The sequence below is a fragment of the Streptomyces cucumeris genome (assembly GCF_024295805.1).
Classification (GTDB): Bacteria; Actinomycetota; Actinomycetes; order Streptomycetales; family Streptomycetaceae; genus Streptomyces; species Streptomyces cucumeris.
The window spans coordinates 28,787-51,250 of sequence record NZ_JANCLX010000020.1 but is presented as its reverse complement, the minus strand read 5'-3'; the positions used below and the strand labels follow the sequence as shown (position 1 = coordinate 51,250).

Annotated in this window: 21 protein-coding genes; 12 read left to right on the top strand and 9 right to left on the bottom strand. The window is 73.6% G+C overall.

Annotated features, from left to right (window positions below; genetic code table 11):
• Positions 1 to 82: 82 nt before the first annotated feature.
• Positions 83 to 1,108 (top strand): O-antigen ligase family protein, encoded by a 1,026-nt coding sequence (locus NMK44_RS26335; protein ID WP_254747382.1) that lies wholly within the window; start codon positions 83 to 85, stop codon positions 1,106 to 1,108.
• 63 nt (positions 1,109 to 1,171) lie between these two features.
• Here the strand turns inward: NMK44_RS26335 and NMK44_RS26330 are convergent, their stop codons facing one another.
• Positions 1,172 to 1,732, bottom strand: a complete 561-nt coding sequence (locus NMK44_RS26330) for a hypothetical protein (RefSeq protein ID WP_254747380.1) — start codon at positions 1,730 to 1,732, stop codon at positions 1,172 to 1,174.
• A gap of 75 nt (positions 1,733 to 1,807) precedes the next feature.
• The gene (locus NMK44_RS26325; protein WP_254747378.1) at positions 1,808 to 2,605 is read right to left on the bottom strand and encodes a glutamate racemase; all 798 of its coding nucleotides are present in this window, start codon (positions 2,603 to 2,605) and stop codon (positions 1,808 to 1,810) included.
• 68 nt (positions 2,606 to 2,673) lie between these two features.
• On the opposite strand from NMK44_RS26325, the gene NMK44_RS26320 reads away from it, so the two are divergent.
• Positions 2,674 to 3,885 (top strand): glycosyltransferase, encoded by a 1,212-nt coding sequence (locus NMK44_RS26320; RefSeq protein WP_254747376.1) that lies wholly within the window; start codon positions 2,674 to 2,676, stop codon positions 3,883 to 3,885.
• A gap of 46 nt (positions 3,886 to 3,931) precedes the next feature.
• On the opposite strand, the gene NMK44_RS26315 is transcribed toward NMK44_RS26320, so the two are convergent.
• Positions 3,932 to 5,302, bottom strand: a complete 1,371-nt coding sequence (locus NMK44_RS26315) for a TerD family protein (RefSeq protein ID WP_254747564.1) — start codon at positions 5,300 to 5,302, stop codon at positions 3,932 to 3,934.
• A gap of 253 nt (positions 5,303 to 5,555) precedes the next feature.
• Between NMK44_RS26315 and NMK44_RS26310 the strand changes: the two genes are divergently transcribed.
• Positions 5,556 to 6,029, top strand: coding sequence for a DUF6643 family protein (locus NMK44_RS26310; RefSeq protein ID WP_254747374.1), 474 nt, complete (start codon positions 5,556 to 5,558; stop codon positions 6,027 to 6,029).
• Positions 6,030 to 6,436: 407 nt separating this feature from the next.
• On the opposite strand, the gene NMK44_RS26305 is transcribed toward NMK44_RS26310, so the two are convergent.
• The 3 genes from NMK44_RS26305 to NMK44_RS26295 all read right to left on the bottom strand — a co-directional run bounded on the left by NMK44_RS26305 (position 6,437) and on the right by NMK44_RS26295 (position 8,487).
• A complete protein-coding gene (locus NMK44_RS26305; RefSeq protein ID WP_254747372.1) occupies positions 6,437 to 7,153 on the bottom strand; it encodes a response regulator in 717 nt (238 codons plus the stop codon).
• Positions 7,154 to 7,245: 92 nt separating this feature from the next.
• Positions 7,246 to 7,827: a TlpA family protein disulfide reductase gene (locus NMK44_RS26300; protein WP_254747370.1), complete on the bottom strand. Its 582-nt coding sequence runs from the start codon at positions 7,825 to 7,827 to the stop codon at positions 7,246 to 7,248.
• Positions 7,828 to 8,037: 210 nt separating this feature from the next.
• A complete protein-coding gene (locus tag NMK44_RS26295; RefSeq protein WP_254747368.1) occupies positions 8,038 to 8,487 on the bottom strand; it encodes a cyclic nucleotide-binding domain-containing protein in 450 nt (149 codons plus the stop codon).
• Between the two features lie 245 nt (positions 8,488 to 8,732).
• On the opposite strand from NMK44_RS26295, the gene NMK44_RS26290 reads away from it, so the two are divergent.
• The 5 genes from NMK44_RS26290 (at position 8,733) to NMK44_RS26270 (ending at position 15,470) form a co-directional block, all read left to right on the top strand.
• The gene (locus NMK44_RS26290) at positions 8,733 to 9,158 is read left to right on the top strand and encodes an ATP-binding protein (protein ID WP_254747366.1); all 426 of its coding nucleotides are present in this window, start codon (positions 8,733 to 8,735) and stop codon (positions 9,156 to 9,158) included.
• A gap of 116 nt (positions 9,159 to 9,274) precedes the next feature.
• Positions 9,275 to 10,249, top strand: coding sequence for a universal stress protein (locus NMK44_RS26285; protein WP_254747364.1), 975 nt, complete (start codon positions 9,275 to 9,277; stop codon positions 10,247 to 10,249).
• A 253-nt stretch (positions 10,250 to 10,502) separates the two neighbouring features.
• On the top strand, positions 10,503 to 12,143 hold the full coding sequence (locus NMK44_RS26280) for a GAF domain-containing sensor histidine kinase (RefSeq protein WP_254747562.1): 1,641 nt from the start codon (positions 10,503 to 10,505) through the stop codon (positions 12,141 to 12,143).
• 87 nt (positions 12,144 to 12,230) lie between these two features.
• Positions 12,231 to 12,833, top strand: a complete 603-nt coding sequence (locus tag NMK44_RS26275; RefSeq protein ID WP_254747362.1) for an Rv1733c family protein — start codon at positions 12,231 to 12,233, stop codon at positions 12,831 to 12,833.
• 195 nt (positions 12,834 to 13,028) lie between these two features.
• A complete protein-coding gene (locus tag NMK44_RS26270) occupies positions 13,029 to 15,470 on the top strand; it encodes a right-handed parallel beta-helix repeat-containing protein (protein ID WP_254747360.1) in 2,442 nt (813 codons plus the stop codon).
• On the opposite strand, the gene NMK44_RS26265 is transcribed toward NMK44_RS26270, so the two are convergent.
• A complete protein-coding gene (locus NMK44_RS26265) occupies positions 15,440 to 17,698 on the bottom strand; it encodes a hypothetical protein (protein ID WP_254747560.1) in 2,259 nt (752 codons plus the stop codon). The two genes, NMK44_RS26270 and NMK44_RS26265, sit on opposite strands and share 31 nt — an antisense overlap.
• A gap of 389 nt (positions 17,699 to 18,087) precedes the next feature.
• Between NMK44_RS26265 and NMK44_RS26260 the strand changes: the two genes are divergently transcribed.
• Entirely contained in the window at positions 18,088 to 18,930 is an 843-nt protein-coding gene (locus tag NMK44_RS26260; RefSeq protein WP_254747358.1) for a DeoR/GlpR family DNA-binding transcription regulator, read from the top strand.
• 24 nt (positions 18,931 to 18,954) lie between these two features.
• On the top strand, positions 18,955 to 19,425 hold the full coding sequence (locus tag NMK44_RS26255) for an SRPBCC family protein (protein ID WP_254747356.1): 471 nt from the start codon (positions 18,955 to 18,957) through the stop codon (positions 19,423 to 19,425).
• A gap of 30 nt (positions 19,426 to 19,455) precedes the next feature.
• On the opposite strand, the gene NMK44_RS26250 is transcribed toward NMK44_RS26255, so the two are convergent.
• On the bottom strand, positions 19,456 to 20,592 hold the full coding sequence (locus NMK44_RS26250) for a PLP-dependent cysteine synthase family protein (protein ID WP_308358560.1): 1,137 nt from the start codon (positions 20,590 to 20,592) through the stop codon (positions 19,456 to 19,458).
• A 171-nt stretch (positions 20,593 to 20,763) separates the two neighbouring features.
• Between NMK44_RS26250 and NMK44_RS26245 the strand changes: the two genes are divergently transcribed.
• Together NMK44_RS26245 and NMK44_RS26240 are read left to right on the top strand one after the other, a co-directional pair.
• Positions 20,764 to 21,093, top strand: coding sequence for a hypothetical protein (locus NMK44_RS26245; protein ID WP_254747354.1), 330 nt, complete (start codon positions 20,764 to 20,766; stop codon positions 21,091 to 21,093).
• 186 nt (positions 21,094 to 21,279) lie between these two features.
• Positions 21,280 to 21,933 (top strand): ATP-binding protein, encoded by a 654-nt coding sequence (locus NMK44_RS26240; RefSeq protein WP_254747352.1) that lies wholly within the window; start codon positions 21,280 to 21,282, stop codon positions 21,931 to 21,933.
• 180 nt (positions 21,934 to 22,113) lie between these two features.
• Here the strand turns inward: NMK44_RS26240 and NMK44_RS26235 are convergent, their stop codons facing one another.
• Positions 22,114 to 22,407, bottom strand: a complete 294-nt coding sequence (locus NMK44_RS26235; protein ID WP_254747350.1) for an SHOCT domain-containing protein — start codon at positions 22,405 to 22,407, stop codon at positions 22,114 to 22,116.
• Between the last annotated feature and the right edge of the window lie 57 nt (positions 22,408 to 22,464).

The window sequence follows — 22,464 nt, the reverse complement described above, 5'->3', positions numbered from 1 at the left end:
TCCCGGTGTCATGGCCCGTACCCGGTCTCCGGCCGCGGTCGCGGTGCCGATGCGACGGGGGGTCGACGGTATGGCGTCATCAGTGGTGAGACCGGTCGTGCAGGGCCAGGAGAGAACGGCCCGCGGCATCACACCCGACATCGTGGGCGCGGCGGTCCTGGGGAGCTGCGCGCTGTGGGCACTCATCGCGTCCCTGGGACGGATGGCCCGCCCCGAAGGGGTGCTGCTCGCGGTGCTTGCGGTGGCCGCCGGATACGCCTGCGGCCGGATCGCCGGATCGCTGCTGCCGGTCGCCGCCACCGCGGCCGCCGCGCTCGCGGGGTTCGGCCTGGCCCTGACCACACTGGACGGGCTGCCCGGCCATGAGGGCGTGAACACCGCGCAGTGGACGCTGGCCACCGGGGCGGCATGCTGTGCCGCCTGGGCCGCGCGGCCCGTCCCGCTGCGGTCCGCGCTGTGGCTGCTGGCCGTGACGATCACGGTCACGGCGGCGGTGGGCGGGGAGACGGCGGGCGCGACCGCCGCCGGCGCCGTCCTGGTGTGCTCCTTCACCGCGGCCCGGCTGCGGCAGCGGCTGCTGGGCCTGGCGGCGCTGGCCCTGGTCACCGCGGTCACCGTCGGTGGCTGCTGGGCAGTGGCGGCGAACGCCGTACCGGGCGGACTGCCGCCCGGTCTGCGGGCGCAGCTCACCGAGCACCGGGTCCGGCTGTGGCAGGACGCCGCCCGGATCGCCGGGGAGAACCCGGCGCGCGGGGCGGGCCCGGACCGCTTCACCGAGCTGAGCCCCACCGCGATGGAGGCCCCGGATCCGCGGACCACCCCGCATTCGGCCCCGTTGCAGCAGGCCGCGGGCGAGGGCGTGCCGGGGGTGGTCCTGCTGGGCGCGGCCTTCTCCTGGATGCTCTTCGCGCTGTGGCGCTCACCCCGGTCCACCCCGGTCGTGCTGACCGCCGCGGCGGTGCTGACGGCCCTGGCCGTCGAGGCGTGTCTGGGCAACGCGCTGAGCTTTCCGCAGATCACGGCGGGGGCGGGACTGCTCGCCGGACTGGCCACGGCCAGCCGCTCCGACGATGCCCCGGCGCCGTCCCCACAGGCGGGCGAGACATAGCCGGACGGCGCGGACCGGGCGGCGGGCGCGGACCGGCACGGACCGGGCGGGTGAACGGGGCGGTCAGACCTGGGTGGTGGGCTTGGCGATCGTGCGCAGCCGCTGCCGGATCACCCACACCGCGGCCTCCGCGTCGTCCACCGTGACCGTGAAGACGCGTCCGTCCCCGAGGCGGACCACCAGCCCCTCACCGCGCCGCACCACCACCGCCGTGCCCTTCTCGGGGCGCCAGCGGTAGCCCCAGCCGCCCCACTGGCAGGGGGTGACCCGGGAGGCGACATCGACGTCGACCACATCGCTCAGCGGGATGCGGCGCCGTGGCAGCCCCATGTGACCGCAGCGGATCTCCAGGGTCTCCGCGTCGATCCGGACCGCCACATGGACGAAGGCGAGGGTGCCGAAGAGCATCAGCAGGCCGGCGGCGACACAGCCGATGACCGACATCAGGAGCGGGGCGATACCGGAGCCCCAAGGGGACTCGACGGCGAGGTCGACGCCGAGCGCCAGACACGCGGCACCCGCGGCGGCCAGCACCCACTGCACACGATTGTGCGCACGCCCGGTCCAGACCGCGGGGGGCTCCCCGGACGGGGTCTGCTTCCCGTGCTGGTGGTGGTGCCTCATAGTTGGCAGGGTACTCACGTTCCGCTACCGCGGCACCAGATCATATCGTTCCCGCTGGTGAGAGCGGGTTTTCGGTCAGCCGCGCACGGCCCCGGCGGGCGCCAGCACAGTGCCCTCGGGGTACGCCAGCGCCTCGTGCGGGAGCTCCTCCTCGCGGCCGCTGAGCAGAACGGTGAGCGCGCCGCGCGCCGGTGCGGGCCGGTCGGTCGGCAGCGGATCCACGCCGATCCGGCGCAGCGCCTGGGCTGCGACGGCCCCGGCGGAGCCGAGGAGGACGAGGGAGGGGGCGCCCGGCTGCTGCACGGCGGTCCGGATGCGGTCGGTGACCAGCTCGTAGTGGGTGCAGCCGAGGACGACGGTCGTCACATCGCGCGGGGTGCGCTCCGCGGCGACGGCCACCGCCTCGTCGATGGCGGCGTCGTCGGCGTACTGGACGGCGTCCGCGAGCCCCGGGCAGGCCACCGGTGTCACCTCGACACCGGCCGCGAACTCCCGGATCAGGTTGTCCTGGTACGGACTGCCGGTGGTGGCGGGGGTGGCCCAGATGGCCACCGGACCGCCTCCGGCCGCCGCGGGCTTGATCGCGGGCACCGTGCCGATCACCGGCAGCGCGGGCTCCAGTTCGGCGCGGAGCGCGGGCAGCGCGTGGACGCTGGCGGTGTTGCAGGCGACGATCAGCACATCGGGACGGTGGGCCGCGGCGGCGCGGGCGCAGGCCAGCGCGTGCTCGGTGACGTCCTCGGGAGTACGCGGCCCCCACGGCATACCGTCGGGGTCGGAGGAGAGAACGAGATCGGCGTCGGGCCGCAGACGGTGCACCGCGGCGGCGGTGGCCAACAGGCCGAGTCCGGAGTCGATGAGCGCGATCTTCACCCGGTCACTTTAATGGATCGGTCCCGTCGGCCCGTCGTCCGGGCACCGCTTGGGGCAGACTGCGGCGGGTGAGCGAGCTGACGTGGACCGCCGCCGCGGCGCTGGCCGCCTGGCTGTGGCTGCTGCTGGGACAGGGCTTCTTCTGGCGTACGGACGTCCGGCTGCCGCGCACCGGACCGCCGGGGTCCGCGGGCCAGGACGACGAAGGCGGCTACTGGCCCTCGGTGGCCGTCGTGGTGCCCGCCCGGGACGAGTCGGCCGTCCTCCCGGTGAGCCTGCCGTCGCTGCTGGCCCAGGACTACCCGGGGCGGGCCGAGATCTTCCTGGTCGACGACGGTAGTTCGGACGGCACCGGCAAGCTGGCCCGTGAACTGGCCGACCGGTACGGCGGACTGCCGCTCACCGTGGACTCCCCCGGTGAACCGGAGCCGGGCTGGACCGGCAAGCTGTGGGCGGTGCGGCACGGGATGGCGCTGGCCGCGCGGCGCGAGCGGGCCGGGGCCGGTGCCGCCGAGTACCTGCTGCTGACCGACGCGGACATCGCCCATGAGCCGGATTCCCTGCGGAAGCTGGTGCGGGCGGCCACCGGGGCCCGACTGGACCTGGTCTCACAGATGGCCCGGCTGCGGGTGGCGACCGGCTGGGAGCGGCTGATCGTGCCCGCGTTCGTCTACTTCTTCTGCCAGCTCTACCCCTTCCGGTGGGTCAACCGGCCCCGGGCGCGCACCGCGGCGGCCGCGGGCGGCTGTGTACTGCTGCGCCGGGAGGCGGCCGAGCGGGCGGGGATCCCGGAGACGATCCGGCAGGCCGTCATCGACGACGTGGCGCTGGCCCGCGCGGTCAAGCGGTCCGGCGGGACGATCTGGCTGGGCCTGGCCGAACGGGTGGACAGCGTCCGGCCGTACCCGGGCCTCGGCGAGCTGTGGCGGATGGTCGCGCGCAGCGCCTACGCCCAGCTGCGCCACAACCCGCTGCTGCTGACCGCGACGGTCGCCGGGCTCGCCGTGGTGTACCTCGCGCCGCCCGCCGCCGTATGCGCCGGGCTGCTGACCGGAAGCGCCGTTCCGTCGGCGCTGGGCGCGGCGGCGTGGGCGCTGATGGCCGGGATGTACGTCCCGATACTGCGCTACTACCGGCAGACCCTGTGGCTGGCGCCGCTGCTGCCCCTGACGGCGCTTCTCTATCTGCTGATGACCGTGGACTCGGCGCTGCGGCACTACCGCGGACGGGGCGCGGCCTGGAAGGGGCGTACCTACGCCCGTCCCAGCGCCGCGCCCTGAGGCCGGCGTCCGCCTTCGCCATGACGGCCGCGTCCGCGCGGGTGGCTCATTTGCGGCCGGGCGTCCAGTTCATGCCCCATCCGTAGGCGTAGTCCAGGGTGCGCTGGGGGCTGACACCGCGCTCCGGCACCAGATAGCGGGCCTCGCGCTGGACGACGAGGTCACCACCGGTGTTGGTGATGAGCGCGAGGGCGCAGACCGGGGACGGCACGGTGCACTCGTCGAGCGAGAAGTCGACCGCGGCGCCGAACTGCGGCTGGAGGGTGACCGTGGCGTTGAGGTTGGCGAAGCTGCGCGCGCCCTCATAGATGGTCACGAAGACCAGGATGCGGCGGAACGCATCCTTCTGGTCGAGGTTGATGGTGAGGTTCTCGCCCTGGGCGCGGGCGCCGGTGCGGTCGTCCGCGTCGAGCAGGATGAACGGCGGCTGGTGCAGCGAGCCGAAGGAGTTCCCGAGCGCCTGCACCACGCCCTTGCTGCCGTCGGACAGCTCGAAGAGGCAGCCGAGGTCCAGGTCGAGGTCGCCGTGCATGGCGATGGCCTTGCCCAGCTTGGCGCCCCACCCCTTGAACTGCTTGTGCACCTGCCAGTTGAGGTTGACCCGCATCGCGCCGCCGGTGCCGCCCTGCTTGGTGAGCGAGACCGTGGGTGCCTCCTTGGTCAGCGTGACCTTGCTGAGGTTCACCGGCGCCCCGGAGGCCGCGGGGGCCGCAGCGGGCGGCGCCGGAGGGGCGGGCGGCGGGAAGGCGGCGGTGCCGCCGCCGGGGGGCGGGGGCGGGGGGTAGCCGCCGGCGGGCGGACCGGACGGCGGCGCCGGGGGCGCGGAAGCCACGGGCGGGACCGGGGGCGCGGCGTAGGGGGACGCGGGCGGGGCCGGGGGCGCCGCGGGGGCGGCCTGGGGCTCGTCGACGCTGATCCCGTAGTCGGTGGCGAGCCCGGCGAGCCCGCTGCCGTACCCCTGGCCGACCGCGCGGAACTTCCAGGCGTCCTGCCTGCGGTACAGCTCACCGAGGACGAAGGCCGTCTCGACGGAGGCGTCCTGACTGTCGAAGCGGGCGATCTCCGCGCCGCCGGAGGCGTCCAGGACCCGGATGGTGAGACCCGGTACCTGACCGAAGGTGCCGCCGTCGGCGGAGCCCACGAGCACCACGGTCTCGATCTCGGGCTCCACGGCGGACAGATCGACCGCGAGGGTGTCGGTCACGGCGTCCCCGGCGGTGCGCTTGCCCTCGTGGCGCACGGCGCCCGAGGAGTGCGTCGCCTGGTTGTAGAACACGAAGTCCGCGTCGGAACGGACCTTCCCGGAGACCAGCAGCAGCGCCGAGGCGTCCACGTCCGGTACGCCGGGACCGGTGCGCCAGCCGAGCTCGACGCGCACCGACGCGGCCGGTACCGGTGTGTTGCTGCCCTTGGACATCGACATGTCGTCCCCCTGCCTTTCTCTTCATCTAGCTGCGGGTCAGTCTGCCCTGGACCACTCTTGCGCGTGACACCGGAGTACGACCGCGGGTAACCCGCTGAAAACGCGCTCTTTACACGATCTCAACGCACCCTGGCGACCGATTTTCCCGGGTTCGCAATGATTGATGCGCCGCGACGACTCCCCACACGCAAAACAACCCTCTTACCGGACTCCCCAATGAGCACATCGTGGGCTTAACTTATGGGCTATGACCTCCCCCCGCAGTACATACGGCGGCGGCTACTACTCCTCGCCGTCCTTCCCGGACACTCCCATCTACGACAGCCTCGTCGCGGAGCGGGGGACACCGCAGATCGCGCCCATCAGGGTGCCGTCCGCATACGACACCGGAAGTCACCTTCCGGCCCTGCCGTCGGCGCTGCCCGCGCTGCCGGCGGGTCCCTCGCACCACACCCCGCCGCCCGGCTACCAGCAGCCCGCGCCGCAGCCCATGGGGCTGCAGCAGGCGCAGGCGCCGTACATCCCGCCGCAGGCGACGGGTCCGCGCGGCTACCCGGGCGCGCAGCAGCAGCGCCCGCAGCAGGGCTCGCCGATGGGGTACGACGCGATGCGTCCGGCCATGCAGCGTCCGGCCCCCGCGCCGTCCCCGTATGACGACCCGTACGGCCGTCAGCAGCAGTACCCCGGCGGCCGGCCGCCGCAGCCGGGGGGCGGCTACTGAACCACTTCGGGAGGTGAGCGACCGGGCCCTGTGCCCGGTCGCGGGAGGATCGGGCCGGACGGGGCTTCTCCGTCCGGCCCCTGTTCGTCCGGTGAGGGTGCGCCGGGAGCCGCTGTGCGGGGTGTGCCGGGAGTCGCGTCCTGCGCACGGGGGGCCGTTCGGCGTACGGAGGGCCGTTCGGCCCCTCCCGCGACGGCCGGTTCCCGGCCATCCTGGACGGGCTGTTCCGCGAGCCATCTCGATCAACGGGGACGGACCGGGCTCTCACCCCACTGCGGTGGGAGCGACATCGCCGGCCGCCCCCGTTCCGCGTGGGGTGCGAGGCAGGAGGGGAGCCTGCCTCGCGCCCCACGCGAGGGATCGGCGTCCCGCGGGCGGTGCTCCCCCTCCGGACCGGCGCCGGGGCCTCACTGGCCCGTACCGCGCTCCTTCATCCGCTCGGCGATGACGGCGGCCTGGATCCGCCGCCCCACACCCAGTTTGGACAGGATCGAGGAGATCCGGTTCTTCACCGTCTTCTCGGCCAGGAACAGCCGTTCGGCGATCTGCCGGTTGGTCAGTCCGTCACCGATGAGCTCGAGGATCTCCCGCTCGCGCGGGGAGAGCCGCTCCAGCTCGGGAGGTCCGCTGGGCTCCGGTCCGCGCAGCCGGGCCATCACCCGCGAGGTCGCGCCCGGGTCGAGCATGGACCGGCCGTCGGCCACCGTACGGACGGCGGAGACCAGGTCGGAACCGTTGATCTGCTTGAGCACATAGCCCGCGGCACCGGCCATGATGGCGTCGAAGAGGGCCTCGTCGTCATCGAAGGACGTGAGCATCAGACAGGCGAGTCCGGGCAGTCTGGCCCGCAACTCCCGGCAGACCTCGATCCCTTCGTGGTCGCCGCCGTCGCCCGACGAGCCGAGCCGTACGTCGAGCACGGCGACCCGGGGCCGTACGGCGGGGGCGCGGGCGATGGCCTCGCGGGCGTTCGCCGCCTCACCGACCACCCGCAGATCGGGCTCGGCGTCGAGGAGGTCGCGCAGTCCGCGCCGCACCACCTCGTGGTCGTCGAGCAGGAAGACCCCGATGGGCTCGTCGGCGGCGGGGCCGTCGGGGCCGAGGGGGTCGGCTGTCTCGGGCACTGCACTCCTCACATGGCACACGGGGCGCCGGTCGTGATCCAGCTGCCCAGCTTTACGGCCTGACGCGCCGAAGCGTAAGGGCCGTTCGGCCCTCAGGCCCTCTTCTCCGCCGCCAGCGGAGTGATGACCTTCCGCAGATCGGCCTCACCCAGCGGTCGCAGCGCCCGCGCGGCGATCCGCCCCCGGCGGTCGAGGAAGACCGTCGCGGGAACCGCCTGCGGGTTGATCTCGCCCCGGGGGAAGGCGAGCACCAGCTTGCCCATCCGGTCGTACAGGCTGGGGTACGGCACCCGGTACTTCTTCTCGAAGGCGCGGGCGGCCTCCCGGCTGGGGTCGCGGGTGTTGATCCCGACGAAGCGGACACCCTTGGCCCGGGTCTCCTCGGCCACCGCCGCCAGACCGGACGCCTCGGCCCGGCAGGGGCCGCACTGCGAGGTCCATATGTTGACCACCACGACCTCGCCCCGGTAGTCCGCGATGTCCAGCGGCTCGTCCTCCAGGGTCCGGCCCGCCAGGCCCTGGAGGGGCTTGCGGTCGGCGGGGGCGATCCGGCTGATCCCGTCGCGGTCCGGGGCCGCGGCGGACGTGGAGCCGGAGCCCCCGCCGCAGGCGGACAGGGTCAGGGCCGCGACCAACAGGAGAAGCCCGTGGCGCGGGATATGACGGGTACTCATCCGATCAGCTTCGCACGCACCGCCCGGCGCCCCGGAGCGACCCCCGGCCCCGCGCGGACATCGCGTCGGATCAGCCCGCGGCGTCAGGGGGCGCCTCCCGGCGGTAGCCACGGGAGCGTGCGCCCGCAAGGCCGAGGGGCCTCCGCGGATGATCCCGACAACGCGGCGACGTTGCGTGGCGGGCCCGGCGGGACTTTGCGGACAACACACCTAGGGCGTCATCCCCCCGGCATAGGGCCCGTACAGGTCCAGCAGCCGGGTCCGGGCACTCTGCAGCCGGCGGCCGATCACCTGGGCGCAGGCCAGCGCGAGGGCGTAACCGAGCTCGGGGTCCTCGTCGCACAGCCGGCGCACCGCCTCGGCGTCGAACTCATGCGCCCGCACCGGGCTCAGCGCCTCCGCGCCCAGGTGCCAGGTGTCCGGGGGGAACAGCCACGACCAGCCGATGAGCTCCCCGGGACCGAGGGTCTCGATCACCGCGGCGCGGCGCCCGGGCACATGCAGATCGAGGGTGACCGCGCCGGTGCGGATGATCCAGAAGCGATCCGCCTTGCGGCCCTCCTCGAAGATGCGGCCGCCCGAGGGAAAGGACACATCGCGGGCGAGCGCCATCACGCGCTCACGGTGCTCGGTCTTCAGCGCGCTGAGAAGTCCCATCATGACCTCACTCTGCCGTCTCCGCTGCCGCCTCGCCCCTCGGCGGTGACCGTGCGTAGACGAGGCGGCTGATCCAGATCGGTATGCCGGTGAACGGCTATCGACTCACCTATACCCATTTCCGGTCAGGTTTCAGATAGGACACGTCATTTTTGATCGCCGAGGGCTTCGGCGGCCTATTGGCCCTACCCTCGGCTGCTTCACCGACCCTGTGATGTCGCTCGTCCTCGTCAAAACGGGAGGCACTGGTGCTAGCCGACCCTCGTCGTCGGACCGCCCACCGAGCCGGAGACCATCTGCTGAAGCGCCGTTTCACCGCGGGCGAGCTGCCCCGGCTGCGGGTGCAGGTCGAGGAGTGCGCCGCCTGGGCCGGGCTGTGCGAGGCCCGGCGCGGAGACTTCGTGCTGGCCGTCGACGAGATCGCCAGCAACGCGATCGAGCACGCGGGCGGCACCGGCTCGCTGCTGCTCCGGCGGGTCGGGGACGAGCTGGAGTGCCGGATCTCCGACTCCGGCCCCGGCTTCTCCGAGGACGTCATCCCCCGGATCCTGCCGGGGCTGGACGGCGCCACCAGCGGTCGCGGGCTCTGGCTGACCCAGCTCGTCACCGACCGGCTCGCGGTCAGCGCGGGGGCCGTGGGCGCCGTGGTGACGCTGGCGATGAGGCTGCGGTAGAGCGGCCGCGGCGGGTCGCACGGCGGGGCGTGGCGCGTTTCGCCGCTCCCCGCGTTTTCCACGGACAAGAGGGAAAGAACTCAACCATGTGCTGACATGAGAGGCGGTGGGCACGGGTGGAGCTTCCCGTGGTCGTCGGGGTGGACGGTTCGGACACCGCCTCCGGCGCGCTGGACTGGGCGGCCGGGATGGCCGCGCTGCGGGGGATCCCGCTGCGCATCGTCCACGCCTCGCTCTGGGAGCGGTACGAGGGCTGCCTCCCCGCGTCGGCGGCCGGCCGGCCCGCCGAGCGGCTGCGCGGTGAGACGGTGCTGGCCACGGCGGCCGAGCGGGCCGGGCGTGGGGCACCGGCGCTGAAGGTGATGACCGACCTGGTGACGGACGACCCGGTCACCGCGCTGCTGCGGGCCGGGCAGAGCGCGGAGGCGGTCGTCGTCGGCTGGCGCGGACGCGGAGAGTTGGCGTCGCTGCTGCTGGGCTCGGTGGGGCTGGGCGTCGCGGCCCGGGCGCACTGCCCGGTGGTCGTGGTGCGCGGCCGGTCCGGGAGCGTCCGGGGCGGTACCCGCCGGGTGGCGGTGGGGATCGCGGAGCGGGAGCGTGCCGCCGGTCCGCCAGCCGTATCGCCGCCCTCCCCCGCCGTCGCCTTCGCACTGCGCGAGGCACGGCTGCGCGACTGCGGTCTGGAGGCCGTGCACGCCTGGCGCTGTGCGGGGCCCGACGACCACGGCCCGCGTATCGCGTATGCCGCGGAGCGCGCGGGCCAGGGCGCGCGCCGGGAGCGCGACACCGCGCGCGAAGGCCAGGACGGGCGTGCCGGGCGCGCGGACCATGCCCGGCACGCCGCCGCCGTACTGGCCGGTGCGCTGGCCGGCGCGCTGAGCGACGCGGCCGGGGCACCAGTGGTGCCGGTGACCCACCGCACGGTGGAGGGCTCGGCGCGCAAGGCGCTGCTGGACGCCTCGGACCGCGCCGATCTGCTGATCGTGGGGGCGCGGCGGCGGCAGGGGCACTTCGGTCTGCAGCTCGGTCCGGTCAACCACGCCGTACTGCATCATGCGCGGTGCCCGGTGGTGGTGGTGCCGCGGAGCTGACCACGCTTCAGCGGGCGCGCACGGAGCGCGTCCGCCCGGCCGCGCGCCGCCCGTGGCCGAGTTGCGACGATCGCCGTCCGGCGACCCGCCGGGCACCGATATCCTGCTGGTGAGCGGGTCATGGGGGTATGGAGGCCAAGTGTCGGGCACAGCGGATCACGGGCGTCATCCGGCACTGCCCCAACTCCGTCTCGATCAGCTCCTCGACGAGCTCCAGGCGCGGCTGGACGCCGCCCGGTCCACCCAGGGGCGGATGCACAGCCTGCTGGAGGCGGTGCTCAGCGTCGGCCGCGAACTGGACCTGGAGCAGGTGCTGCGGCGGATCGTGGAGTCCGCGGTGGCGCTCACCGACGCCGAGTACGGCGCGCTGGGCGTGGTCGACCGGCACCGGCTCTCCCAGTTCCTGCCGGTGGGCATATCCGAGGACCTGGTCCACCGGATCGGACCGTTGCCCAGCGGCCACGGTCTGCTCGGCGAGCTGATCCGCCATCCGCAGCCGCTGCGGCTGACCGATCTGTCGGAGCATCCGGCGAGCCACGGTTTCCCCGAGCACCATCCGCCGATGCGCTCCTTCCTGGGGGTGCCGATCCGCGTCCGCGACGAGGTCTTCGGCAATCTGTACCTGACCGAGAAGCGCGGCGGGGCCCAGTTCGACCCCGATGACGAGGCGGTGCTGACCACCCTGTCGGTGGCCGCGGGGGTCGCCATCGACAACGCCCGGCTGTACCACGAGAGCCGGCGCCGAGAGCAGTGGCTCGAGGCGCTGGGGGTGATCACCCGCACGCTGCTCGCGGGCACCCCGGCCAACCAGGTGCTGAGCCTGATCGCCCGGCTCGCCCTCCAGGTGGCGCTGGCCGACTCGGCGGCCGTCCTGCTCCCCGTCGCGGGCACGGACAGCCTGAAGGTGGAGGTGGCCGAGGGCCATGACGCCGAGCGGATCGGGGGTCTGGTGGTACCGGCCGACGGTTCGCTGGCCGGGCTCGCGGCGCGCACCGGCCGCCCCGCCGTCGCCACCGACGTCCGGGTGGACGCGCGGGCGCGCGCCTGGCCGCTGCCCGACCAGGAGAGCGAGTTCGGTCCGCTGGTGGCCGTCCCGCTGGTGGCGAACGAACGCTCCTCCGGCTCGCTGCGGCTGTGCCGGCTGGCCGGGCGGCCGCCCTTCGACGACAACGAGGTCGAGCTGCTGTCCGGGTTCGCCGCACAGGCCGCCCTCGCCCTCGAACTGGCCCGGCACCGCGCCGAGTCGGAGCACATGGCGCTGCTCCAGGACCGCGACCGGATCGCCCGGGACCTCCATGATCTGGCCATTCAGCGGCTGTTCGCGACCGGTCTGACGCTCCAGAGCGCGGGGCGGCTGATCGAGCGTCCGGAGGCGGCGGAGCGGGTCGGCCGGGCGGTGGACGACCTGGACGAGACCATCAAGATCATCCGCTCCACCATCTTCGCGCTGCGCACCGTGGGGAACGAGGACGGTGAACCGGCCACCTTGCGGCGGAGGCTGGTGAAGGCCGTCCGGGCGGCGTCGGACGCGCTGGGGTTCGCGCCCTCGCTGCTGATGGACGGCCCGGTGGACACCGATGTGCCGGACGACCACGGCGACCAGCTGCTCGCGGTCCTGGCCGAGGCGCTCAGCAACACCGTCCGGCACTCCCGGGCCCAGCGGGTGGACGTCCGGCTGACCGTGGAGAACGCCGGCGGGATCACCCTGATGGTCACGGACAACGGAGTGGGGCTCGGCGGTGCCGCGCCCAGCGGCGGACTGGTGAACATGCGCTCCCGGGCCGCCCTGCTCGGCGGCGCCCTGCGGATAGAGGAGCCCGACGCGGGTGGCACCCGGCTGATCTGGCGGGTACCCCTGACCGCCGACGGCCCCGCCGTGGAACGGAAGCGCTGAGCCCGTGATATTGCTCTCTCTTCACCGAATGCGCGCATATCCCGTCCGGCTTACGGTATTTACGGACGGGGAAGGGGGGTGTGACCTATGAAGATGATCCGGGGACTCTGGCATTGGCGCCACAATCCGCTGCGCCGTGCCACGGACCTCGCCGAGGCCACCGCCGCGCTGATCGCCGTTCTGCTGATGCTGGTCACCGCCCCCACCGTCGGTGTCATCACCGGTTCCCTCGCCCATGACGCCCTGGTGAAGGCCGCCCGCGAGCAGCGCGCCCACCGGTATCTGGTTCCGGCCACCGTGGTCAGGATCCTCCCCCACCCCCCGGTGGACTCCGACCCCGAGACCTCCTCCGCGCGGGACGCCCACCGCCGGGTGTTCGCCCGGTGGACCGCCCCGGACGGCAGCAGACACCGCGGCCCGCTGGCCACCCATCCCGGCGCCGACCCCGGTGAGCGGTTCCATCTGTGGACCGATGAGCGCGGCCACCCGCGCGGGCGCCCGCTGGACACGGCCACCGCGGCCACCCACGCGGTGCTCGCCGGCATCGGCGCCGGAGCGGTCACCGTCGCCCTGGTGGACGGCGGCCGACGGCTGGTCGTATGGCGGCTGATGCGACGGCGTTACGCGCAGTGGGACACCGCCTGGGCCCGTGCCGGACAGGACTGGGGCCGGGCGGACGCGGGCAGCTGAGCGCGCCGCCTTCATAGCGCGCCCGGTGTCGCGCGTAGACGTTTTGTCATCCTGACAGCAAGTCCACGCGGGCCTCACGGGGAGGTCAACTCCTCACGCCCCGCGCACGCTACGGTGGGGCATTCACACGCGCAGCGCCACAGTCGCGTGTCGCGCACATCCGGCTTGACCACGAGGTGGGGGCACAACAGCACCATGGCACAGGGCTCGGTCGTCCAGGTGACGCACAGCGGAACGTCGCGGTGGCGGCGCCGCACCGGAGAGTACGCCTCCCTCACCGCGGCCCTGGAGGCCGCGAGCGACGGCGATGTGCTCTCCATCTCGCCCGGCACCTACCGCGAGAATCTGGTGGTGGACCGGGCCGTGACCCTGCGCGGGCCGGAGGGCTCCGCACGCGGGTCGGTGCGGATCGCCCCGGCCGACGGCGTCGCCCTGACGATCGGCGCCTCCGCGGTGGTCCAGGACCTGTGTGTGGAGGGCCAGGACGCGGCCGCCCCCGCACTGCTGGTCGAGGACGGCACCCCGGAGCTGATGGACCTGCGGGTGGCGACCCGCTCCGCGGTCGGCATCGAGGTGCGCGGCGGCGCCCGGCCCACCGTACGGCGGTGCACCGTGGACAACCCGGCGGGCATCGGGGTGAGCGTGCTGGACGGCTCGGGCGGGGTGTTCGAGGAGTGCGAGGTGGTGGCGGCCGGGCAGTCCGGCGTGGCGGTGCGCGGCGGTGGCCGTCCCCGGCTGGACCGCTGCCGGATCCACCACACCTCGGGCGCCGGGCTCTCGCTGACCGGTGAGGGCAGTTCGCTGGAGGCCGTCGGCTGCGAGGTGTACGAGATCCGGGGTGCGGGCGTGACGGTCTCCTCGCGCGCGACCGGGCACCTCACCGACTGCAAGGTGCACCGCACCACCTCCGACGGGGTCAACCTGGACACCGACGCGGTGCTGACGCTCGCCGACTGCGAGATCCACGACATCCCGGAGAACGCGGTCGACCTGCGCTCGCGTTCGGTGCTCACCCTCACCCGCTCCACGGTGCGCCGGTTCGGACGCAACGGCCTCTCGGTCTGGGACCCGGGCACCCGGGTCGACGCCAACCAGTGCGAGCTGCACGAGAGCACCGGTGACTATCCGGCGGTGTGGGTGAGCGACGGCGCCACCGCCGTCCTCGACTCATGCCGGCTGCGCGACGTCCCGGACGCGCTGTTCGTCCTGGACCGCGGCTCCCGGGTGGACGTCGTGGACAGCGATCTGTCCCAGGTGCGCAACACGGCGGTGTCGGTGAGCGACGGCGCCACCGCCCAGCTCGACGACTGCCGGATCCGGGAGGCCGCCACCGGCGCCTGGTTCCGTGACCACGGCAGCGGCGGCACCCTCGCCAACTGCACGATCGACGGCGCCTCGACCGGCGTGATCGTCACCAAGGGCGCCGATCCGACCGTGGAGCGCACCACCGTCTCCGGGCCGACCGAGGCCGGGTTCTATGTGTCCGCCGAGGGGCGCGGCACCTTCCAGGGCTGCCGGGTGACGGGCAGCGGTGGCTACGGCTTCCACATCATCGACGGCTGCCGCACCACGCTGACCCGCTGCCGTACCGAGCGCTGTGCCCGCGGCGGTTACGAGTTCTCCGAGGAGGGCGCGGTCGTCGAGGACTGCACCAGCGACGAGAGCGCGACCAAGGCCCTGCCCTCCGCCCCGTCCGCCCTGGCGCTTCCCCCGGCCACCGCGCCCGCGCTGGAGACCGTCCCGTCCACGGTCGGGCTGCTGGGCGGCGTGCCCGCGCCGCGTCCCACGCAGCCCGCGGCGCCCGCTGCCGAACCGCCGGTGGAGGTCCGCCCGTCCACGACGGTGCTGGGTGAACTCGACGCGCTGGTGGGGCTGGAGAGCGTCAAGCGGGAGGTGCGGGCGCTCACCGACATGATCGAGGTCGGGCGGCGCCGTCAGCAGGCCGGGCTAAAGGCCGCGTCCGTCCGCCGCCATCTGGTCTTCACCGGCTCCCCCGGCACCGGCAAGACCACGGTCGCCCGGCTCTACGGCGAGATCCTGGCCTCGCTCGGGGTGCTGGAGCGCGGCCATCTGGTCGAGGTCTCCCGGGTGGACCTGGTGGGCGAGCACATCGGCTCGACGGCGATCCGTACCCAGGAAGCCTTCGACCGGGCGCGCGGCGGGGTGCTGTTCATCGACGAGGCGTATGCCCTCTCCCCCGAGGACTCCGGGCGGGACTTCGGCCGGGAGGCCATAGACACCCTGGTGAAGCTGATGGAGGACCACCGTGAGGCGGTGGTGGTGATCGTCGCCGGGTACACCGCGGAGATGGAGCGCTTCCTGTCCGTCAACCCCGGTGTGGCCTCCCGCTTCTCCCGCACCATCACCTTCGGTGACTACGCCCCGGAGGAACTGCTGCGGATCGTGGAGCAGCAGGCCGATGAGCACGAGTACCGGATCGGCGAGGGCGCGGCCGAGGCGCTGCTGAAGTACTTCACCGCGCTCCCCAAGGGTCCGGCGTTCGGCAACGGCCGCACCGCCCGCCAGACCTTCGAGGCGATGGTGGAGCGCCACGCGGGCCGGGTCGCCCAGTTGGGGGACCCGACCACCGACGAGCTCACCCTGCTCTACCCGGAGGACCTGCCGGAGCTGATCTGACCGCTCTCCTCCTCCCCCGGGGTGGAGCACGGCTGTTCGGGGAGCCGGGCCAGCAGGGCGGCCCGCTCCTCGTCGAAGACGGGGTCGGCCTGGTACTCCGAATGCCCCAGTATCGGTGCGGGCAGCGGGTGTTCGGGCGTACGGCCGTAGGCGAGCGGGTCCTTCAGGGCCCCGCGGTCGACCTCCGGGCCGGTGCCGTCGGGCAGCCGGATGGGCCCGCCGATCGGATCGGTGTAGCGCCACAGATTGCGCCAGCAGCGCACCTCGCCGTGGAGCGAGAGCAGCGGACCGGGGCCGAAGTATGCCGGGAACCAGCGGCCGTAGAGCCGCTCCACCGGTGATCCGTAGGTCAGCAGTGCCACTCGGCCGCGGGTGCCGGGGTCGAGCTGCCAGACCGCGGCGGCGGCCAGCACACTGCCCTGGGAGTGGCCGGAGATGACCAGCCGTCCGCCGTGCCGCCGGGTCCAGGTCTCCATCCGCCAGGTCAGATCGGGGACGGCCCGCTCGGCGTAGCAAGGGGGTGCGAAGGGGTGGGCGGCGCGCGGCCAGAAGGTGCCCACGTCCCACAGGATGCCGATGGTGCGGCGGGCCGAGGGGCTGCGGTAGGCGCGGCGGGCCCAGGTGACCAGCATCAGGAAGGCCAGCCCCATCAGCCAGGAGCCGATCGCCTGGCAGGTCTGGGCGGCGGCGTCCACCAGGCCGGGGGTACCGTCGGCCGCCCGTCCGGGGACCTGGCCGGTGGCCCAGGCCCCGGTGACCGCGAGCCCCCCGGCCAGCAGGGTGCACAGGGCGATCGGGCCGACGATCCAGGGCGCGGAGTCGGTGACCCCGGCGCGGGCGATGGTCCCGGCGATCCGGCGGGTGCGCACCCCGTCGGGTCGCTCCCCCGGATAGCCGTCCATGATCGTCTCCAGCAGCCGGGCACGCACCCGCCAGACCCGGACGGCGAAGACCAGCACCAGCAGGAGCAGCGCGAGCAGCAGCAGCGGTATGGCGGTGGCCAGCCAGGACAGCAGGAGGGGCGGGGCGACTTCGGGCCGCTCGCCCATGCCCGGAGTGGCGCCGCCGTCCAGCCAGTCGGCGATCCGCTGGGCGACGCCCCCGGCCAGCACCGCGCCGAGGCCGCAGGCGAGGGTGGCGACGGCGGGCCCGGCGAGCCCGTACAGCGGGGTGCGGCCGGCGGGCGCGGCCCGGTAGAGCACGAGCGAACAGCCCGCGATCATCAGGATGAGCACGCCCTGCCCGATCGCCAGGACGCAGAAGGTCTGGTTGCCGGGCAGCTTCCCGTGCGAGACCCATTCGGGGCGGGACCACGCGGCGTGCAGGACGGAGAGCACGAGCGCCCCGAGCGCGGTGCCGGGCAGCGCGGTGATGGTGATCTTGTCGAGTGTGCCGTCGACCCTGGTCTCGCTGCGGCCTCGGTGGCACACCACGAACACCACGGCGACGGCGACCGCGGCCAGCAGGACCAGCAGCGCCCAGCCCGCGGCGTCCAGCGGGGCGCTGCCGCCGGGCCTGCGGTCCTGGGTGGCGGCGGCGGTGGTCACCGCGGCGGCGATGGTGAGGAACCCCGCGGCGGTGTGCGCGGCGCGCAGCCGGGCGACGATCCGGCGGCCGTACCAGAAGCCGGGCAGGCACAGCCCGGGGCGGTTGCCCGCCTCGGGGGCGCACTCGTCGACCGGGCGCTCCAGCGGGGACTGCGACTCGTAGGCGCTCCAGGTCCGGTTGGACAGGTACCACAGCAGCCCGGTGAGCGCGGTGGGGAGCACGGCGGCGAGCGCGATCCGGCGGCCGGGCTGGCTCCACCAGCCGTGGTTCCCGGGCGCCATGAAGCCGAGCCAGGACTTTTCCCCGGCGCAGGCGTCGGCGCCCGCGCACTGCCAGGCCACCAGGTCCAGGGCCACCTCACAGGCCCCGGCGATCAGCGTGACGGTGAGGCTGAGCGCGACCAGCCGCACCAGCAGTCCGTAGCCGCGCACGGTCCGCTCGCTCCGGTCGGCCGCGGGGCGCATCCAGTGGACGAGATTGGCGACCATGAAGGGCAGTAACAGCAGCCACAGGGCGCGGGAGCTGTTGCCGGAGGTCAGATTGGACCAGACGTACGCCTCGCGGACCGGGCTCTCGCGGTCCTCCCGGGGGCGCGTCTCGGCGTCGGCCTCGTCGGTCCTGCGGTGCACCCCGGCGGTCTCGTCGCCGGTGACCCGGACGGTGCGCGGATCGCCCAGCATCTCCTGGGGGGTGGCGCCGCCGACGCCGTGGACCAGCAGTTCCAGATCCGGTGGCGGTCCCGCGGCGCGCGCCGCGCGGTCTCCTTCCGGTGCCGCGGCCGGAACCCCGGCCGCGCCCGGCCCGCCTGTCGCCCCTGCCGTGTCCGGCGTGTCCGCCGCGCCGCTGCCCACGGTCGATGCCACCGTGTCCCCCGATCCCGGTGTGGTCGATACCGGTGTGGTGCCGTCGTTCCCCCTCAGGATTGTTCCCAGCGGCCGGCGGGCCGGACCCTGACGGGCCGGGCGTGGCGAAATCGTAATGCTCATACGCTCCGGTGATCGGGTGTCCCCGGTACGTGCGAAGATGAGGCCGCGGGCCGTGGGCGCCGACCGGAAGGAGACGAGGCAGGGTGAGCGACAACCAGAACCTCCTCGCGGAGCAGCGCCGCGCCTTGATCCTGGACGAGGTGCGCCGGCGGGGCGGGGTGCGGGTCAATGAACTGACGCGCAGGCTCAATGTCTCGGATATGACGGTCCGTCGCGATCTCGATGCGCTCGCCCGGCTGGGCGTGGTGGAGAAGGTGCACGGCGGTGCCGTGCCGGTCGCCGAGGCGAGCACCTACGAGCCGGGGTTCGAGGCCAAATCGGGTCTGGAGCTGAGCGCCAAGGAGGACATCGCCAAGGCGGCGGCCGCGATGGCCGCCCCGGGCACCGCGATCGGGCTCGCCGGGGGCACCACGGCCTTCGCGCTGGCACAGCAGTTGCTGGACGTCCCGGATCTGACCGTGGTGACCAACTCGGTGCGGGTCGCCGATGTCTTCTACAACGCCCAGCGTTCCGCGACGGCCGGGGGCGGACCGCGCCCGGGGGCGGCCACGGTGGTGCTCACCGGCGGGGTGCGGACCCCTTCGGACACCCTGGTGGGGCCGGTGGCGGACGCCGCGGTGCGTTCCCTCCACTTCGATCTGCTGTTCCTGAGCGTGCACGGCATATCGGTGGAGGCCGGGCTGTCCACGCCGAACCTGGCCGAGGCGGAGACCAACCGGCACTTCGTCCGGGCCGCGCGGCGGGTGGTGGTGGTCGCCGACCACACCAAGTGGGGCATGGTGGGCCTGAGTTCGTTCGCCACCCTGGACCAGGTGGACGCGCTGGTGACGGATCCGGGGCTGCCGGAGGACGCGCGCGCGGAGATCTCGGAGTATCTGCCGGAGCTGGTGGTGGCGGGCGAGGCTACCGGGACCGCAGACATCTGACGGGACGGCAGTTATGGTGTGCGCATGACACACCGGCTACGTCCCGTCGGGCTCGAGTACGCCGAGACCGCCCCGCTGCGGATGGTCTTCGTCGCCGAGGCCCAGGCCCCGCCCGGGGCGGTGTTCACGGCCCTGGCCGACACCGAGGGCTGGCCACGGTGGTTCCGCGAGGTGAGCTCGGCACGCACCACCGACGGCGGCAAGGGCCGCGAGATCCGCCTCCGCGGCGGGGTCCGCTTCCGCGAGACGGTGATGACCGCGGAACCCGGTGAGCGCTACGCCTACCGCATCGACGAGACGAACGCCCCGGGGCTGCGGGCGCTGCTGGAGGAATGGACCCTGGCCCCCTCCGGCGGCGGCACCCTGGTGCGCTATGTCTTCGCGCTGGACGCCCCGATGCCGGTACACCTCGCGGCCCGGCTGGCCCGCCCGGGGCTGGGGCGCGCCTTCCGCACGGCGGTCCGCAACCTGGACCACCTCCTGGCCGGGAAATAGGGGCGCGGCCGGTCCCGGGTCCCGCGGCGCTCAGCCGGACCAGCGGCCGGTGCCGAGGAAGGTGTCGATCGTCCTCGCGTAGGGCGCGATGTCGAGACCCTGCTCCGCCAGCCACCGGTCCGAGTAGTACTTGTCCAGATAGCGGTCGCCCGGGTCGCACAGCAGCGTCACCACACTGCCGGTGCGTCCGGCCTCGACCATCTCCGCGACGATCCGCAGCGCGCTCCACAGCCCGGTCCCGGTCGAACCGCCCGCCTTGCGCCCGATGGCGCCTTCCAGGGCGCGCACTGCGGCGACGCTCGCCGCGTCCGGGACCTTCATCATCCGGTCGATCGCGCCGGGGACGAAGCTGGGCTCCATCCGGGGGCGGCCGATGCCCTCGATCCGTGAGCCGCGCTCGCTGGACGCCCGGTCGTCATGGTGCACCCAGCCGTCGAAGAAGCAGGAGTTCTCCGGGTCGGCGACGCACACCCGGGTGTCGTACCCCATGTAGTGGACGTAGCGCGCGATGGTGGCCGAGGTACCGCCGGTGCCCGCGGTGGCCACCACCCAGGCCGGTTCCGGATAGCGCTCCAGCCGTAGCTGATGGTAGATCGACTCGGCGATGTTGTTGTTGCCGCGCCAGTCCGTGGCGCGCTCGGCGTAGGTGAACTGGTCCATGTAGTGGCCGCCGGTCTCCGCCGCGAGCGCGGCGGACGCCTCGTACATCGTCCGCGGGTCGTCCACGAAATGGCATCGGCCGCCATGGAATTCGATCAGTCGGCACTTCTCCGGGCTGGTCGTGCGCGGCATCACCGCGATGAAGGGCACACCGATCAGCTTGGCGAAGTACGCCTCGGACACGGCGGTGGAACCGCTGGACGCCTCGATCACCGGCTTGTCCGGCCGGATCCAGCCGTTGCACAGCCCGTACAGGAACAGCGAACGGGCCAGCCGGTGCTTGAGGCTGCCGGTGGGGTGGGTGGACTCGTCCTTCAGATAGAGGTCGATCCCCCACCGCTCGGGCAGCGGGAAGCTCAGCAGATGGGTGTCGGCGGAGCGCTGGGCGTCGGCCTGCACCCTGCGGACGGCCTCCTTGAGCCACTCCCGGTAGCCGTGGTCGCTGCGGTCCACGTCCACCGTGTCGATGACCCCCCGGTCGCTGACCCCCGGTGTCGTGCTGTCCACGTCGCTCCTCGTACTCGTGCCCGGCCCGGGTCGCACGATCGGGCCGTTTCGATCCTAAGTGGACCCTGGTGCGCCCTGGTGCGCCGGGCTCGTCCCGGGCACACTGCGCAGCAGGGAGAATGAGAGGCAGCGGCACGCGTGCCGGCGGGAGCCACCGGGGAGGCGGTCGTCATGGCCGATACGGAGTTCAATGCCAGAGGGGTGCGGATCGAGCGGTTCCTCCGTTCGGTGACCCGTGCCGGGCAGGTCCTGATCAAGGACGGCAGGCTCCAGTTGCTGACCAGTTACGGCAGCGAGATCGACAGCGCCCCGGTCCAGTCGGTCCGTGCGAGCAAGCCGTGGTTCGTGGACGGCGACCAGGCCATGGCCACCGTGAACGGCACCCGTTACCGCCTCACCCTCGGCGAGCAGGACACCGCCGCCAAGTCCACCGGCCCCGCGGCCGCCAGCCGCTTCCTGGACGCGGTCCGGTCCGCCCGGGGGCCCGGCCGGGGGAAGTGAACCGGCCGAGTTGCGCATGCGCGCGAGGGGGCCGACCCTGGACGAGTATCAGTATCACTGAGGGTCAACAAGCGGTGACGCTGAGAACCGACTCACCGGTCGCGCCCAGCAGCCACCACTGCTGAACGTGTTCGTCGCCCGCACCTGAATCAGGCTAGCCCCAACTTCTTTCAGGGAGTCGCAGCCGTGATCAGTCGTCCTAGCAGGCATTGCACGGTGGAGCTGCAAGCCCTGCCGTCGCGGATCGGTCAGGTCCGCAGAATCGTGTCGGCGCAACTGCGCTACTGGCATCTGGATCCGCTCATCGACCCGGCCGCGCTCGGTGTCACCGAGCTGCTGACCAACGTGCACCGGCACGCCGAACCGGACAAGCAGTGCACGGTGGAGATCGTCCTGATGCTGGACCGGCTCACCGTCTCGGTCCGCGACCAGGACCCCCGGCTGCCCCGCCTCCGCGCCCATGACCCGGTCTCCACCCACGGCAGGGGGCTGGCCCTGGTCGCCGCGGTCAGCCAGAGCTGGGGCATGCACGCACGGGACGACGGCGGCGGCAAGGTCGTCTGGTTCACCCTCGCCGTACCGCAGCCCGCCACCACCGCCAAGTCGCCGTTCGCGGCGTACGGCGCGGGGCGTACCGCGCCGCCGCGGGGCGTCGATCTCACCCAGCCTGTCCAGACCCCGGTCGGCACTCCGGCCCCGGCTCCCGTCCAGGTCCCGCCGGTCCACTCCCCCGCCCCGGCCCCGGTGGCGGCTCCCGCCCCCGCGTCGGCGGCGGCCCCGGCTCCGGCGGCCGTGGTCCGGGAGCGGGCGCCCGCCGCCCGATCGGCCGTCTCGACATGAACGGTGGTCCGTCCCGCCGCCCGGTGAGCGGGGCGGACCCGGGAGGCGCGCCGTGCGGCCGGGGCCCGGCCGGAGGGCGGACCGCCACCGGTTCGGCCACGCCGCGGAGGCACCTCCCAGCGGTAGCCGGGGGCGGCCGCGCCAGCGCGGCGAGCGGGGCGAACCCGGGCTGACGCGGCGCTAGGCCGTGTCGTTCGGCACCCGCGGTCCGAACCGCTCGTCCAGGACCGACAGCCGCCGCCAGTACTCCTCCTCGTCGATCTCACCGGCCGCGAAGCGGCGGCCCAGCAGCGCGATCGGGGAGCGCTCGCCGTGGCCGGGGAGGCCGTGCGGCCACCGGGCGTGCCGCCGCCCGGCCGTACGCCGCAGCAGGGCGATCCCGCCGCCGATGACCAGCGCCCACATCAGGGGGACGAGCAGGATCCAGGGACCGGGTCCCGCGCCGTCGGCGAAGCCGTGCGCCAGGGTGTTCATGCTGATCGCGCTCCTCGGAAGGGGTGGGGTACGCGGCCGTGGTCCGGCCGGCACCTT